General features: G+C 36.3%; 13 protein-coding genes. 2 read left to right on the top strand and 11 right to left on the bottom strand.

The window, feature by feature from the left end:
* Positions 1 to 39 precede the first annotated feature (39 nt).
* The 6 genes from GCWU000282_RS00885 to GCWU000282_RS00860 form a co-directional block, all read right to left on the bottom strand.
* A complete protein-coding gene (locus tag GCWU000282_RS00885; protein WP_023353085.1) occupies positions 40 to 690 on the bottom strand; it encodes a cupin domain-containing protein in 651 nt (216 codons plus the stop codon).
* Positions 691 to 744: 54 nt separating this feature from the next.
* On the bottom strand, positions 745 to 1,536 hold the full coding sequence (locus GCWU000282_RS00880; protein ID WP_023353084.1) for an ABC transporter ATP-binding protein: 792 nt from the start codon (positions 1,534 to 1,536) through the stop codon (positions 745 to 747).
* Positions 1,533 to 2,561, bottom strand: coding sequence for a FecCD family ABC transporter permease (locus GCWU000282_RS00875; RefSeq protein WP_023353083.1), 1,029 nt, complete (start codon positions 2,559 to 2,561; stop codon positions 1,533 to 1,535). Before GCWU000282_RS00875 ends, GCWU000282_RS00880 begins: the two co-directional genes overlap by 4 nt.
* Positions 2,551 to 3,768 carry an ABC transporter substrate-binding protein gene (locus GCWU000282_RS00870; RefSeq protein WP_023353082.1) on the bottom strand — a complete coding sequence of 406 codons (1,218 nt, stop codon included), beginning with the start codon at positions 3,766 to 3,768 and terminating at the stop codon, positions 2,551 to 2,553. The genes GCWU000282_RS00875 and GCWU000282_RS00870 overlap by 11 nt, the downstream gene beginning before the upstream one ends.
* Before the next feature lie 113 nt (positions 3,769 to 3,881).
* Positions 3,882 to 4,547, bottom strand: a complete 666-nt coding sequence (locus GCWU000282_RS00865; RefSeq protein WP_023353081.1) for a Crp/Fnr family transcriptional regulator — start codon at positions 4,545 to 4,547, stop codon at positions 3,882 to 3,884.
* Between the two features lie 9 nt (positions 4,548 to 4,556).
* Entirely contained in the window at positions 4,557 to 5,165 is a 609-nt protein-coding gene (locus GCWU000282_RS00860; protein ID WP_035038921.1) for a YdcF family protein, read from the bottom strand.
* A 321-nt stretch (positions 5,166 to 5,486) separates the two neighbouring features.
* On the opposite strand from GCWU000282_RS00860, the gene GCWU000282_RS00855 reads away from it, so the two are divergent.
* Both GCWU000282_RS00855 and GCWU000282_RS00850 read left to right on the top strand, forming a co-directional pair.
* The gene (locus GCWU000282_RS00855; protein ID WP_035038918.1) at positions 5,487 to 6,548 is read left to right on the top strand and encodes an NAD(P)-dependent alcohol dehydrogenase; all 1,062 of its coding nucleotides are present in this window, start codon (positions 5,487 to 5,489) and stop codon (positions 6,546 to 6,548) included.
* Between the two features lie 133 nt (positions 6,549 to 6,681).
* The gene (locus GCWU000282_RS00850) at positions 6,682 to 7,620 is read left to right on the top strand and encodes a CobW family GTP-binding protein (RefSeq protein WP_023353078.1); all 939 of its coding nucleotides are present in this window, start codon (positions 6,682 to 6,684) and stop codon (positions 7,618 to 7,620) included.
* A 241-nt stretch (positions 7,621 to 7,861) separates the two neighbouring features.
* Here the strand turns inward: GCWU000282_RS00850 and GCWU000282_RS00845 are convergent, their stop codons facing one another.
* The 5 genes from GCWU000282_RS00845 to GCWU000282_RS00825 all read right to left on the bottom strand — a co-directional run bounded on the left by GCWU000282_RS00845 (position 7,862) and on the right by GCWU000282_RS00825 (position 15,269).
* The gene (locus GCWU000282_RS00845) at positions 7,862 to 9,946 is read right to left on the bottom strand and encodes an elongation factor G (protein WP_023353077.1); all 2,085 of its coding nucleotides are present in this window, start codon (positions 9,944 to 9,946) and stop codon (positions 7,862 to 7,864) included.
* A gap of 363 nt (positions 9,947 to 10,309) precedes the next feature.
* Positions 10,310 to 11,194 (bottom strand): DUF5688 family protein, encoded by an 885-nt coding sequence (locus GCWU000282_RS00840; protein ID WP_035038915.1) that lies wholly within the window; start codon positions 11,192 to 11,194, stop codon positions 10,310 to 10,312.
* A gap of 118 nt (positions 11,195 to 11,312) precedes the next feature.
* The gene (locus GCWU000282_RS00835) at positions 11,313 to 12,782 is read right to left on the bottom strand and encodes a diguanylate cyclase domain-containing protein (protein ID WP_023353075.1); all 1,470 of its coding nucleotides are present in this window, start codon (positions 12,780 to 12,782) and stop codon (positions 11,313 to 11,315) included.
* A 138-nt stretch (positions 12,783 to 12,920) separates the two neighbouring features.
* Entirely contained in the window at positions 12,921 to 14,579 is a 1,659-nt protein-coding gene (locus GCWU000282_RS00830) for a glycoside hydrolase family 13 protein (protein ID WP_023353074.1), read from the bottom strand.
* A 69-nt stretch (positions 14,580 to 14,648) separates the two neighbouring features.
* A complete protein-coding gene (locus GCWU000282_RS00825) occupies positions 14,649 to 15,269 on the bottom strand; it encodes a hypothetical protein (RefSeq protein WP_035038912.1) in 621 nt (206 codons plus the stop codon).

Genomic DNA, 15,269 nt, shown 5'->3' with positions numbered 1-15,269 from the left:
TTCCTTACAGAAATCTGCCGCCTTATTATACTATGCCTATTATTTTACAAGTAAAAGTGCCATCTTAAATCTTCCGACTGCCTTTACACTGTGAAGGGCATTTTTATCAAATTTGAAGTTATCTCCTTCGTTTACCTCATAGTCTGTACCCTCATAATTTATAATTCCCTTGCCTTCAAGAGCAAAAACAATTGCTTCACCCGGAGCACGATGCTCTGAAAGATAGCAGCCCTCATCAAAAGCCATTATCATAAACTTAAGATTGTCCTGACCGATAAGGTCTACATTTGCTATGCTTCCCTTCTCATAATCAAGTAAGTTTTTTAATTTTGTAACCTCTCCTGCTTTTAATACACTATTCATATTTATCTCCTTTTCAAGTAATATTTCTATATATGACAGGCCGCTTTCTGTACCGGCCGACATACCGCATAAAGTTTTGGGTGCTACATATAACAAGGCATTTTCAGACATCTGCACCCTATCATTTTCATTCAGATTAAACCTGCCAAATCCAGCTGTACCTATGTAAAGTACCGGACAGTCATAACTTTCCTTACTTATATCAGTACCTTTTCCAAGTCTGAAATAAGTAATAGGTGCATCTGAAAGTCCTAATTTTGTAGAAATGGTAAGTTCATTTTTTATCTTATATTCTTCTGAAAACTTAAATTTACCGCCTTTAATCATAGCCGCCTCCCTTGTCAAAATAGTTTACATTCATTAAATGATATATTATACGACTTATCGTCTGATTGCAACGGGAATTATACTTTTCTTTTTCTCTCCTTTATAATCCCCTTCATTTATGATAATTTCAACATCAAAAGCATCTTCAATATTGGTTTTATTGAGGATTTCATTTGTCTTTCCATAAATATATGAACCATCTTTTTTCATAAGAATAGTCTTATCGGATATCATAAGGGCGTTGGTAGGATAATGGGTATTGATAATTGCACTGAGTCCATCTTCATGTACCAACTTATTTATCAAGTCAAGAACCAAAATCTGATTATGAAAATCAAGACCAGTCTCCGGTTCATCAAGGACTATGAGCTTTGGTTCATTTATAAGTGCCTTGGCTATCAGTATCATCTGAAGTTCTCCGCCGCTCATCTTATTGCAATCTTTATCTGCCAGATACAGGATTCCGTTTTCCTTAAGTATTTCATACGCCCTTTCATAATCTTTTTTACCCGGTTGTTCAAAGGTATTAAGATGTGAACTTCGACCTAACACAACCAAATCTATACCGCTGTAAGAAAATGCAAAATTATGAGACTGCGGAATATAAGACACAGATCTCCAAAAGTCTTTGGGTTTCATGGTTTTTATATCATTACCATACAGTCTTGCCTCTCCCTTATTAAAATTTAGCAGTCCCAGACAACATTTTAACAAAGTAGTCTTTCCGACTCCGTTAGGTCCCAATACCGAAAGTGCTTCACCCTTGTCTACACCAAGGTTAATACCGTTTATCACTGTCTTACCACCCGGATAAGAAAATGCACCATTTGAAACTTCTAATATCATCTTAAATTTTTCCTGTTCCTTCTAAGTAGCGAAATAAATATCGGAGCTCCAACTATGGCAGTCAGTATCGACAGAGGAAGTTCTATTACGCTTATGCTTCTTGACATAGTGTCAATAGCAATCATAAATGCAGCTCCAATGCTCATGCTTATAGGAATTACATATCTGTTATTGCTGCCTACCAACATTCTTGAAAGATGCGGAACTAAAAGTCCTATCCAACCCACCTGCCCACACATAGATACACTTGAAGCTGTAATAAGTGTGGATGCAAGTATGAAAGCCAGTCTTATTTTTCTTATGTCCATTCCGCTTGCCTTTGCCTCGTCCTCACTTAGCGAAAGTATATTTAATTTCCATCTCAGCAGATAAATAACCGCTACTCCTATCAAGATTAACGGGCTTCCTATCAGTATCTTTGTGTAGGAGGCTGAAGCAAAGCTTCCCATCAGCCAGTAGGTTATCTCGGGCAGCTTGCTTGTCGGATCTGCCGTATATTTTAGCAATGAGCCTACAGCATTGAACAGGGATGAAATTATAACACCCGAAAGCACTAAAAACACTATTGAGCGTTCTGTATCGTTGCCTGCTACCTTCATTGTTATCCATACCGCTGCAAGTCCGAATACAAGTGCGATAAGCTGTACTTCTAATATACTTCTGCCAAGTAAAATTGCTAAGATTGCTCCTACACAGGTTCCACTTGTTACACCCAAAATATCAGGTGTAGCAAGCGGATTGGAAAAAAGTGATTGGAAGGTACTGCCTGCCAGACTCAATCCCATTCCCACTATTATTGCCATTATAATTCGAGGCAATCTTATGTTCATAATAATGGAATAGAACTCAGCTTCCTCTCCCTTTCCGTTTATTACCATCATCAATGTGTCCACAACTTCCTTTACAGACAGAAACATTCTTCCGCTGCAAAGTGCTATAAGTGCAAATACTATAGGGGTAATAAACATAAGCGCATATGAAAGTAATGTAAAATGATTATTTCTAATCCAAAGATTATCTTTCATTATAATCTAACATCCCCTTCATTTCCTCATCGGTAACATCGTAACCATAAAAATCTTTATAATATTTGCGGATAGTATCTTCAAGCGGATAATCCTTAAACTGCTCAGGATATGTTCTGCAGGCAAGCCAGGCAAGAACTAAAGGTCCGTCAGGGTTAGGTGTAAACCAGTTCCACATACCAAGTGTTGTATTATATACCCTCTTATCCTTTACAGCCTTTATAGTAGAGAAATCCGCACCTTCTACCTTATTTTCTATAACATCCGACGGAATCATATCAAGAAGTCCCGGTCCATCCAAAAGCAGAAGTGAAGGATTCCACTTATATATCTGCTCCATACTTACCTGCGCAAAGCCTTTGGTCTCTCCTGCCAGATTCTTAACCTTCAATCTCTGAAGCCAGAAATCTCCGAATGAGCCTTTACCTGCGACCATAGGGACACCGTTTGCATATTTCCAAAGTATCATAGTATCAGGTCTGTCTTTATCATCAACCTTGGCTATTCTTTCCGTAACATCAGCCACTATCTTGTCACCCTCGGCTATGAACTTATCCATCTTACCTTTTTCGCCGAATACATCCTCCAAAAGCCTCAGCCACTCTTTATATCTTTCTATCGGATCAGCGGGAGTGCTTGCTCCAACGGTTGCAAAACCTACTGCCGGTATTCCTGATTTTTTAAGTATTTCAGCATGTTCCTTGTTCTGAGCATTATAGAATATGACATCCGGTTTAAGTTTTATAATTTCTTCTATATTTAAATCGCTCTGTGCATAAACTGTATCACTGCTTTCAAAAAGTTCCGGAGCTATATTCTTGAGTGCTGTCTTCGTTATAATATCCTTAAATGAACCGGCAAAACCGACTAATTTAGGTGCACTTCCTTCAAAATAAGCCATATAAGTAGATAAAATAGGAATCTGATCTATAACTATTCTGTTTATCTCATTAGGAACCTCTACCGTATTACCGCCATGGTCAACTACTGTATGTGTACCCGCTGTCTTTGTCTCACTGCTTGTATTGCTTGCAGCTGAACTTGTACTTGCCATAGAAGCTGATGACGTTTTAGCTGAACTTGCCTGTGATACAGAGGTATTCTGAGTTACACTGCTCTTTTTCTCTATATTTGCCGTATTTCCTCCGCAGGCACTTAACGCTATGACTGCCCCTATCACGAGTGCTGTTAATCTTATTTTTTTCATATTATCCTCCTAAAGTATAGATTAGTTAGCTTAGACTAATCAAAGTATATTTTAGGTTTTGAATTTTTTCTATTGCAACTGCAACACTTTTTAATATTAATTGAATATTTTTATCAATAAGTCTTTATTTTTAATTCGGTTTCTTCCAGTATTCCCTCTTTTCTCATCCTGGATATTTCCCTCGACAGAGCACTTCTGTCCACCCCGAGGAAGTTAGCCAGCTCCTGATTATTCATAGTTTTAATCCCATTGTTGATATCTGTAAGAAATTCTTCTATATAAGAAATAACCTTAGCCCTTATACTCTTTTGCCCCATAACCCTGATTCTTTTATCCTGAATCACTTTTTCTTCCGCTATCTGCCTTAAAACATTTACAGTCATCATAGAGGCATACTGACATTTTATTGCATAGGATTCAAATAGATTAGAAAGTTTCAAAAAAAGAATTTTTGTTTCTTTCTTTGCAACTGCACTGGCCAAGTATTTTTGTCCCGAAATACAGGCATTTGCACAGGCAAAAAATCCGGACTCAGTTATATTACCCATATTAGTCTCACTTCCGTCCGCTTCCGGAATCACAAGAGCCAGCTTTCCCGAAAGTACAACTCCTGCATACTCTGTTTTACTCCCATAGGGTAGAACGACACTTCCTGACTTATATATACGGATATAGCCTTTGAGACAATTTACAATATGAAGTATTGCTTCTAAATCTAAGTCTAAAAATAATTCGGACTTTCTTAATATTTCATAGTATTTTTCTATTTCTAAGCTCATTACAGCTCCTTAACAATCCTGTTTTCGTATTCCATCCAAAAAATATTCCTCAAAATATTCTCCGCATTTCTGTAGCTCTCCAAGTACCACCTGAATCCCTCTCTCAGTCTTATACCAACTGTCCGCAGTTATACCCTGCGTATCAGTAGGAACTACATAAAACTCAACATCAGGAAATAAATGTGAATAAGTCATAAAGGCTCTTCTGGCATGAAAAGCCTGGGGACAGATGATAGCTTTCTTAACAGTTAAATTATTTTCCTTAAGCAAATCTCTGGAAAATATTGCATTTTCATAAGTATTTGTAGCTTTCTCCTCAATAAGAATATCCTTATTCTCTACACCGTTTTTTACAAGAACTGAACTTAAAAATTCTGCTTCTGTCCTAAAATTTCCTTTATACCTCTCATCTGTTACTCTTTCGTTTAGAAATCTTCCTATTTTATAAAAATACATCCCTGAAGGCATTATTTTATTTGCCTTGCCTTCTTTGTACAAAGAAGCTGCTGTTTCAGCAAGTACCCAGTTTGAAGAACCTGGAATAAAAATTATATCTGAGTCTTGCGGCTCATCTTCAATAAAAATATATCTTGTAATATCATCTATATTGTTTCTCATTAAAATATTGCTCCAATCTGCATACATTTTAAATCATTCACTGATATCCTGCCAATCCCGGCGATATAACTGTTCAGTTGACTTGATAAAATTACATATATCCGGCATCACCTGATATTAAAGTGAATAATTGGTTGTATGCATATTGTAATTCAAACTCAATTATTGGTCAAGAATTCAATTTTGCAATTTAGTTGCAATTTATACAAAAAATTTATTATTATTTTATATTTTTTTAGTGACTTTTATAGAACTAACTGTTATAATATATTCATATCTTTTATGTAGGTTAAATCTTTATATTTCGAAAGGAGAATGGTTATGAAAGGTTATGCAATGCTCAAAATTGGAGAATCAGGCTGGATAGAGAAGGAGAGACCTAAATGCGGTCCTCTTGATGCTATCTGTAAGCCTCTTGCTCTTGCTATCTGTACATCTGATGTGCACACATTATGGGAAGGTGCTATCGGTGAAAGACACAATATGATACTCGGCCACGAAGGCTGTGCTGAAGTAGTTGAAGTCGGTGAATTGGTTAAAGACTTTAAACCTGGTGATAGAGTACTCGTTCCTGCTATTACACCTGATTGGAACTCTCTTGAGGCTCAGGCTGGATTTTCAATGCATTCAGGCGGAATGCTTGCGGGCTGGAAGTTCTCAAACTTTAAGGATGGTGTGTTCTCTGAATTTTTCCATGTAAATGATGCAGACGGAAACCTTGCCCTCCTTCCTGACAATATAAATACTGTTGATGCTTGTATGCTTTCTGATATGGTTCCTACCGGTTTCCATGGTGCAGAACTTGCTGATGTACAGTATGGTGATGTTGTACTTGTTATCGGTATCGGACCTGTTGGTCTTATGTCCGTAGCAGGAGCTAACCTCCGCGGTGCTTCAAGAATAATTGCTGTCGGTACAAGACAGGTTTGTGTTGATGCGGCTAAGGGTTATGGTGCTACAGATTTCATCAGCTATAAGAACGGTCCGATTGATGAGCAGGTTATGAAGATGACTAATGGCAAGGGTGTTGACAAAATCATCATTGCCGGCGGTGGTGTCGAAACCTTCTCTCCTGCTGTTAAATGCTTAAAGCCGGGCGGAAAAATCGGTAACGTAAACTATCTCGGTTCAGGAGAAAATATTGATATTCCTCGTGCTGAATGGGGTGTAGGTATGGGACATAAACAGATTAACGGAGGTCTTATGCCTGGTGGAAGACTTCGTATGGAGAAGCTTTCCGCTCTTGTATCTGCAGGTAAACTTGATCTTTCTCCTCTTTCAACACATGTATTTGAAGGATGGGATCATATCGAAGAAGCTCTCTTCCTTATGAGAGATAAACCGGCAGATCTTATTAAACCTGTAATTAAGATTCAGGATTAATCTTAAGTTATTAATTTCAAATTATTCACCCAAAGGTAACAAACCTCTTTTCGTGAATATTTTGGTATAACTAAAATCCGGATACCTGTATGGAGTAATTCTCTATACAGGTATCTGAAGTTAGAGGGAATTTATGAAAATACTTATAATATCCGGCTTTCTCGGTGCCGGTAAAACTACATTTATTAAAGAACTGGCAAAGCGTACCAAAAAAGAAATAGCTATTTTTGAAAATGAATACGGAACTTCAGGAGTAGATGGGGATATTCTGAAAGAATCAACCAAAGTAAATATATGGGAACTGACCGAAGGCTGTATCTGCTGCTCGGTAAAAGGTGATTTTGCTGTCTCCGTACTTACCATAGCCAATACCGTTAATCCTGAGTATTTGGTTATAGAGCCTACCGGTGTGGCTATGCTTAGCAATCTGATAACCAACCTTAAACAAATTGAATACGAACATATTAAACTTATGGCACCTATTTCCATAGTAGATGCCTTAAGTCTTGAACGATATAAAAATGAATTTCCTGAAATATATAAAGACCAGATAGAATTTGCGGATACTGTTATTTTTTCAAAATCCGAAAATTTAAGTGATAATGAAAAAGAAAAACTTAGTCTTGAAGTAAAGAGCATAAACAATTCCTGCAATATAGTTTCAGATCACTACTCTACCCAACCTGACAGCTGGTGGGATTCTCTTTTACTTAAATACCTTGACGGAACCGTAGAGATACCTATTAAAGATGAAACTGCAGAAATGCCTGACAGTTTCTCGCTTAATAATATATCTGTAAGATCTGTGGAAAAGTTTATTATTTTTCTTGAAAATCTTATCAGAGGGCTGTATGGCAATGTATTCAGAGCTAAGGGAAGCTTTACTGTCAAAGGGCTCAACCTTAGATTTGACGTAGCCGATAACAGGTATATGGTAGAACTGGACACCGATGAAATATCTGATAAAGTTGTCTTTATCGGGAACGATATCAAGAAGCAAAAAATCAGAGAAATTTTCTTTGAAAACTCTGACTTTATTAAAATAGGGGTTAAAAAATCTATGTCACTTTGAAACAGACTTAACTTATTACACCTAATCTAACTACATTACCTTCAAAATATAGCGCATACAACATTTGTTTAAGTTATAATAAAGCCCTGTCTGAAGCCTTATATAATTCAGACAGGGCTTTAATTTACTAATCAAGATTGTTAGCTTATGTTGCCTATATGAAAGTTCACTTTCAATATAGGCAAATACAGCTAACAATTAAAATAATTTGTATTTACCACAAATTAGGGTTTACTATTAACTAATCTTCTTTTCCTGAATTTGCAGCATTTTCTTCAACTACCTTCGCCTGTACATCGGCAGGAGCCGCTTCATAATGGCTGAATTCATAGGAATATTCTCCGATACCTCCTGTCATAGATCTGAGGTCTGTGGAATATCCGAGGAGACTTGCCTGTGGAATATCATCAAGTATTTCAGTTCTTCCATCATAAAGAGTATTCATACCGCTTACTCTGCCGCGTCTCTTGTTAAGATCTCCCATTACATCACCTGTAAACTCATCGGGAACTACTACTCTGAGAGTTACGATAGGCTCTAAAAGTATAGGCATAGCCTGCATAAATCCATCTTTGAATGCCTGAATAGCAGCAGTCTTAAATGCCATTTCAGAAGAATCTACAGGATGATAGGAACCGTCGGTAAGTGTAGCCTTAAGTCCGACTACCGGATAGCCGGCAAGAGGTCCCTTAGCAACGCACTCTGCTATACCCTTTTCAATAGCAGGGAAGAAGTTCTTTGGAATAGCTCCTCCGAATACGGTTTCTTCAAATATGTACTGTTTTTCAAGGTCATTTGAAGGTTCAAAAGTAATATGAACATCACCATACTGACCATGTCCTCCGGTCTGCTTCTTATACTTGTTCTGTACGGAAACTTTCTTCTTAATGGTCTCCTTATAAGGAATACGAGGTTTAAGTAATTCAATCTCAACCTTGTATCTGTTGGCAAGTTTGCTTACCACAACGTCAAGCTGCTGATCACCTATACCATAGATAAGTGACTGACGGTTTGCACTGTCATTTACCAGCTTAATAGTCGGATCTTCGTCTACTATCTTTGCTAAAGCGCTTGCTATCTTATCATCATCCCCCTTATTCTTGGTTACATATCTCATATATGTATATGGAACGGTGAATGTCGGCTTGTCATAAACTACAGGTACAGCCTTAGTAGCTATACTGTCACCGGTTGCGATATCAAGCTTACCTATGGCACCTATATCACCGGCATGCAGTTCTTTCACTTCTATCTGTTCTTTTCCTCTGAGCACATAAAGTCTTGAGATTTTCTCTTCAGTATCTTTTGCTACATTATAAATGGTGGAGTCAGCCTTAAGCACACCTGAGCAAATCTTAATAAGAGAGAATTTACCTATGAAAGGATCTGCTATTGTCTTAAATACCTTGGCTGTCATTTCCTTGTTTTCATCATAATCGGCATGGAAACTTTCACCTGTTTTTTGGTTGATACCTGTTATAAATGTCTTATTAGGTGAAGGGAAGTAGTTTACAATCTGGTCAATAAGGTTTCTTACACCCTTAGCCTCTGTACCCGAACCCATAAGTACAGGAACAAGAGAACTGTCACCGACACTCTTTCTGAGAGCTGTAGACATTTCAGCCTGAGTAAATTCCTCTCCGTTAAAGAACTTATCCATCATATCATCACTGGTCTCAGCCACTGCTTCTAAAAGAGCATCTCTGTATGTCTGTAAATATTCCATAGAATAATCAGGAATATCCGAATCTATATAAGTGCCGTCGTCATTAAATCTACGTCCGGCCATTTTTACCACATTTACAAAACCAACAAACTTTTCATTTTCACGAATAGGAAGCTGGAAAGGAGCTACTCTTGTTCCATAGAGTTCCTGAAGGGCTTCCACAACTTTTCTGTAACTTGCATTATCATCATCCATATCTGTTACAAAGAACATTCTCGGAAGTTTATATTTTTCGCAAAGATTCCATGCTTTCTCGGTACCTACCTGTACACCTGCCTTAGCTGAAATGACTATAATAGCTGCATCCGCCGCGCTTACAGCTTCCTCTGCTTCTCCTACAAAGTCAAAATAACCCGGAGTATCTAAAATATTAATTTTTGTCTCATCACTTACAATCGGAATAACGGAAGTATGTATGGAGAAAGTTCTCTTCTGCTCTTCTTTATCATAATCGCTGATAGTTGAGCCATCCTCAATCTTTCCCGGTCTTGAAATTACACCTGTTACAAATGCCATGGCCTCTGCAAGTGTAGTTTTACCACAGCTGCCATGGCCAAGTAGAGCTACGTTTCTGATTCTTTCATACTTAAAAATGTCCATAATTTTCTCCAATCTGCCACAAACTTATGTAGCCTGAAATTTGGATATAACGCATATATACATTGTATAATTTTTACGTCATTTTTTCAAGTATTATGTTGAAATTTTACATATTTTTTATTATTCTCTTCAAATTTATATGCATAAAGAACATTGTGCAACTAGATTTGTATGCTTTTGTGTAAATAATATATACAATTACTACAAATTGTTTGGGATTAATAATATTAATCCGGGCTTTATGAATTCTATCACCCGAAACCTAAGAAGTTTAATATTAATTCATACCGATCAATTTCCGGCAAATTATTAAAAGGTACAGAATAAAACAGCCATCCTGTACCTCTTAAAATAGGAAATAATTTATGCTATTTTAAGCTCCTTATTACTCCTTATATAGTGATAAACTTTATCAGACAGGATATCTTCCGTAGAAACCACAGTATTATTAATATTTTTAACCATATCCTGTAAGTCGGATATGTCCTTATCCTTATCTGCTCTGATTATTATTGTTTCATGTATGGAACTTGGAAGGATATATAAATCAGATTCTAATTTAGATGAAAGCTCCTCAAGAATTCTGTCGTACAAAAGAACACCTGCACCACCGGCTTTTTTCTTGTTACAAAGTATATACATTTCTTCTGTTTCTGTGTCCGCAACTTCACCGGGCACGAAGCTTGACATAGGGATAATATCTGCTTCCAACAGCTTCGGAGTATTTCTTTTTGCTATATCCCAAATTTCATTTTTTGTTAATCCAAAATTGTTTGCCATTTCATTGGTAATATGTACTACCCCAAAATCTCTGCCCAAATCTGTTGCAACAAAAGCAAAAATGACTGCTAAATCCATAATTTTTATAAAAGGTCTGTCGGAAAGCCTTTCCTCATTCATTTTATAGTTCACAAGCTCAAAGATTATTCTGTCCTTTATCTTATCAATATCTGTATAATCTGTTTCCTTAAATTCAGGGGTATCAAAATTCAGTAAAATGCCGTATAACTCTTCAACTATATTTTCTAAGTTATATATCTGATTTTCCTGATACTCCTGATAGAAATCTTCAAGATAAACAATTCTTGATACTTTACCCGTTTTATTATTTCCGGTAGGAAATACCGAAAGACCATATCGGTATATGTTATTGTTCTTTGCAACCTTTTTCAGCACAATCTCATAAGAAGGCTTAAGTTTAGCTGATAAGCCCTCTCTTACTTCTTCAATAAATTCATTATAATTCAATTTTCCTCGCTTTCTTCCCAACTTATTGAATCAAACAATCAAATTATAATGCATCTTTTTTATGTACACAACGGCAAAACTAACAAAAATATAAACTTTTATTTGGCAGATTGCACAATTATCTGATTTCTTCAGCAGTTAAAAGCGGTCCGTATAATTCTCCTTCGACAAACTTTCCGCCACATTCCTTGACTACATCCTCTCCTATTGAATCAGATATTCCCGAAAATGATACATTCTCTCCCAATTCATTAACAACAGACGTAACTATTTTTAAATACTTAATTACATCTTCTGTCTCATTTTCTTCCAAGAGCCTGTTGACCGGAATAGATACCTGCGATACAGGTAAATTCTTAAGAATATCCATTGACATTCCACCGCTACCGTATCTTCCCACTCTAAAACCAAATCCTTTTGCAAGCATTTCTTCTATGACAAAGCTGGATTCTGCCAAATCCGATATCAAAATATTTTCATCTATTTCAATTATCATTCTTCCTACATCTGTACCGGTTTCAGCAACAATTCCATAGAGTTTATTTCTAAAATCATAGTTAAGTACAAGCCTCTTAGAAAGCGGTAAAATAACTTTTTTCTCTGTAAAAATCTTCATTTCCTCACAAACTTTTTTGAAGGTATTCTCACCAAGGGCAAATATCTGTCCTGTTTTCTCCGCGAAACTTATGAACCTTCTTGCCTGCCATACACCCTTTTCTCCTCTGTCCCAGAGCAAACGCATACGTACCGTATCATAGCTTCCGTCTTCAATATTATAAACCGGAGCATACTTAATAATAAGACTTTCGTTTCTTATTGCATTGGTAAGGCTTGATTGCAGTTCCAGATTTTCAAGTCCTTTTATATTCATTTCTTCGCTGTAATAGCAATAATTATCTTTTCCCAAATGTTTAGCTTCAGAAAGAGCAGTAGTGGCATTTTTTATAAGCACATCAGCTTTAGTCCCGTCTCTCGGTGCCAGAGTTGCTCCTATACTGGTAGTAACTACAACCTGTCCGAAAGAAGTTATGAAAGGAAATCTGAATGAATTGCCGATTCTTTTCAATTTTTCATTAAAATCTGTAGATTCAAGTATATTCTGACTGAGTATCATAAATTCGTCACCGCTCATCTTAGCCAGATAGTCATTTTCATCCAAATTTTGCCTGAGTCTGTGACTTACATCCAAAATCAGCTCATCACAATTGGCATGCCCCCACAAATCATCAATCTGCTTAAAATTGTCCAGGTCAACATACATAATTCCGACAGATTCTTCTTTTCTAAGGGTTTCAAGTGTATGTATAAGCATTTCATTGAAAGCAACACTGTTGGGAAGCCCTGTGAGAGAATCTTCATAAGCCAGCTTTCTTATCTTGTCTTCGTTTAATTTTATTTCCCTGTATTTCACATTCAATTCTTCCTGGGTTGTATTTATTTCACTATATACATTTTCCAGGTCACTTAATGTATCTTTTAATTTTCTTTCGGCTTCCTTCTTTTCTCTTAAAATCTTATTTCTTGAAAATAGTAAGAGAACTGCTATAACTGTCAAAACTCCGATTACCGCATATAATAATGTTGTCAAAATTACTCCTCCTAAACTATAAAACCTTCCTGATTAAGATATTATTATACCACAAGTTCTTACTATATTAAACAAAAAACAGAGAACCAGGTGTGTAAGCTCTCTGTTTTTATAATATTTCAAATATTTGACAAAATTTTAATAAATCACTGCAGCAGCTTCATACGGTCTTAATTTTTTATTCTCTAAACTAAAACCTTCATAATTATTTATTAAGACCTTACCGTTCTTAACAGGACTAAAGTCAAACTCTCTTTCCTTTTCAGAGAAATTGCAGGCTACAAGAAGCTTCTTTCCGTCAAGGCTCCTTTCATATACAAATAAGTCTTTATCTTCAGGAAGAAGTAAATTATAATCTCCGTAAACTATAATCTCATATTCTTTTCTGAGCGCAATAAGTTTTTTATAATAATTAAAAACTGAATCTTCCCTTGCTATCTGCTCCTTAGCATTAATTTTGGTATAGTTAGGGTTTACAGCTATCCAAGGATTTCCTGTAGTAAAACCGGCATTTTTACTGTCATCCCACTGCATAGGAGTTCTTGCGTTATCCCTGCTCTTATGGCAAATCTTAGGGAAAAGCTCTTCTGCACTGATTACTCCGGTTTCAGTAAGCTCATTAAAAGCATTAATTGATTCAAGATCTCTGAAATCCTTAACCGAATTAAATACAGTATTTGTCATTCCCAGTTCTTCACCCTGATAGACATAAGGTGTTCCCTGCATCATATGCAGGCAGGTAGCTATACATTTTGCTGAAAGTTCCCTATATTCATCTTTTTCGCTTCCAAGTCTTGAAACTATCCTTGGCTGGTCATGATTACAGAAATATAAGCTGTTCCAGGCAACCTCGTTAAGTCCCTTCTGCCATTTTGTAAGATTTTCTTTAAGAGGGACTAAAGGCATTTTTTTAGTTGACCATTTCATTGTGCTGTCATCATCCAGTCCGGTGTGCTCAAACTGAAATACCATATTAAGCTCGCTGCCGTTGCTGTTTGCATACTTTTTAGCTTCCTCAAGTGTTACGCCCGCACACTCTCCGACTGTCATAATATCATACTTGGAAAGCACCTTTTTATTCATTTCCTGAAGAAATTCATGTACCCTCGGACCGTTACTGCAGGATTCAAAACTCCCATACAGTCCGCCATAAGTAGGACCGTCAGGAAAACTCTGATCCTTTGATATAAGGCTGATAACATCCATTCTGAAACCGTCTATACCCTTTTCACACCAGCGATTCATCATAGAGTATACTTCTTCTCTTACCTCATCATTTTCCCAGTTAAGGTCAGGTTGTTTTTTTGAAAATAAATGCAGATAGTACTGTCCTGTGGTCTCATCTAACTGCCAGGCCGAGCCTGAAAAACAGGAACCCCAGTTATTTGGCTCTTTACCGCCTTTTCCGTCTTTCCAGATGTAATAATCTCTCTTTGGATTATCCTTTGAACTACGGCTTTCTATAAACCATTTATGTTCATCTGAAGTATGGTTTACTACCAGATCCATGACTATTTTAATTCCAAGACTGTGAGCCTTAGCGAGCATTTCATCAAAATCGGCCATAGTACCGAACTCTGTCATTATAGACTCATAATCACTTATATCGTAGCCATTGTCATCATTAGGTGACTGATAGACAGGTGAGAGCCAGATTACATTTATACCAAGATCTTTTAGATAATGAAGCTTACTTGTGATACCTTTTATATCACCGATACCATCTCCGTTGCTGTCACAAAAACTCCTTGGATAAATTTGATAAACAACACTTTCCTTCCACCAGGTTTTATTCATTTTTCTTCTCCTTGAATTATTATATTGACTTAATTCTTAGTTATATAGTAGTAACTAAGAGTAAAAATTTTATTTGTCACTATATTTATATTTAAATTTAATCTTTATATTTCCCCAATCACTCTTAAAAAAGCATGACACCGGAAGTTTTGTTTTTTTATTTATGACAATCCTTGTCTTTGAATCACCACTCTTCTGAATAAATACCCAATTCTTTTTAGTATGAACCGGCTTAGCAGACTCGCTAAATCTCTTTAAATCCAGTGTATCTGAAAGTAATTCGGAACCACAGTCATATTTTTTATCTTTCAATTCTTCTAACATCAAAGCTTTCATTGAATCAATTTCTTTTTCTGTTTTTTCATCTTTTACTTCATTATCTGTTTTATCTTTTAAATTATCCTCTTTTATCTTTGGTTCAGAAAAAAAATCATCTCTGACACCATTAAGCTTGTAACCTTCTCCCTGTACCTCCAATTTAATTGAGCCTTTCTCAAAATTCACACTATACTTATATCTGTTAAGAGTTGACAAGTAGATAGTAAAATCAATTTCTGAGCAGGCATCTGTTTCTTCCTCTATTTTCTCTAATAATTCATCATCAAAAAGTTGAACTTTGGCCTGTACAGTCAGAGGATTTAGAAAAAACATTCCTAAAATCAATATTATTACAGTAAACTTAAATTTCAT

The sequence above is a fragment of the Catonella morbi ATCC 51271 genome (assembly GCF_000160035.2).
Classification (GTDB): domain Bacteria; phylum Bacillota; class Clostridia; order Lachnospirales; family Lachnospiraceae; genus Catonella; species Catonella morbi.
The sequence above is the reverse complement of the archived record's forward strand: the minus strand, read 5'-3'. Positions and strand labels throughout refer to the sequence as shown.

Excerpts from the sequence above, each read along its gene's own strand:
- GCWU000282_RS00850 (WP_023353078.1), top strand. The coding sequence starts at position 6,682 with ATGAAAATACTTATAATATCCGGCTTTCTCGGTGCCGGTAAAACTACA.
- GCWU000282_RS00865 (WP_023353081.1), bottom strand. The coding sequence starts at position 4,547 with ATGAGCTTAGAAATAGAAAAATACTATGAAATATTAAGAAAGTCCGAA.
- GCWU000282_RS00845 (WP_023353077.1), bottom strand. The coding sequence starts at position 9,946 with ATGGACATTTTTAAGTATGAAAGAATCAGAAACGTAGCTCTACTTGGC.
- GCWU000282_RS00860 (WP_035038921.1), bottom strand. The coding sequence starts at position 5,165 with ATGAGAAACAATATAGATGATATTACAAGATATATTTTTATTGAAGAT.
- GCWU000282_RS00870 (WP_023353082.1), bottom strand. The coding sequence starts at position 3,768 with ATGAAAAAAATAAGATTAACAGCACTCGTGATAGGGGCAGTCATAGCG.
- GCWU000282_RS00855 (WP_035038918.1), top strand. The coding sequence starts at position 5,487 with ATGAAAGGTTATGCAATGCTCAAAATTGGAGAATCAGGCTGGATAGAG.
- GCWU000282_RS00880 (WP_023353084.1), bottom strand. The coding sequence starts at position 1,536 with ATGATATTAGAAGTTTCAAATGGTGCATTTTCTTATCCGGGTGGTAAG.
- GCWU000282_RS00825 (WP_035038912.1), bottom strand. The coding sequence starts at position 15,269 with ATGAAATTTAAGTTTACTGTAATAATATTGATTTTAGGAATGTTTTTT.
- GCWU000282_RS00830 (WP_023353074.1), bottom strand. The coding sequence starts at position 14,579 with ATGAATAAAACCTGGTGGAAGGAAAGTGTTGTTTATCAAATTTATCCA.
- GCWU000282_RS00875 (WP_023353083.1), bottom strand. The coding sequence starts at position 2,561 with ATGAAAGATAATCTTTGGATTAGAAATAATCATTTTACATTACTTTCA.
- GCWU000282_RS00885 (WP_023353085.1), bottom strand. The coding sequence starts at position 690 with ATGATTAAAGGCGGTAAATTTAAGTTTTCAGAAGAATATAAGATAAAA.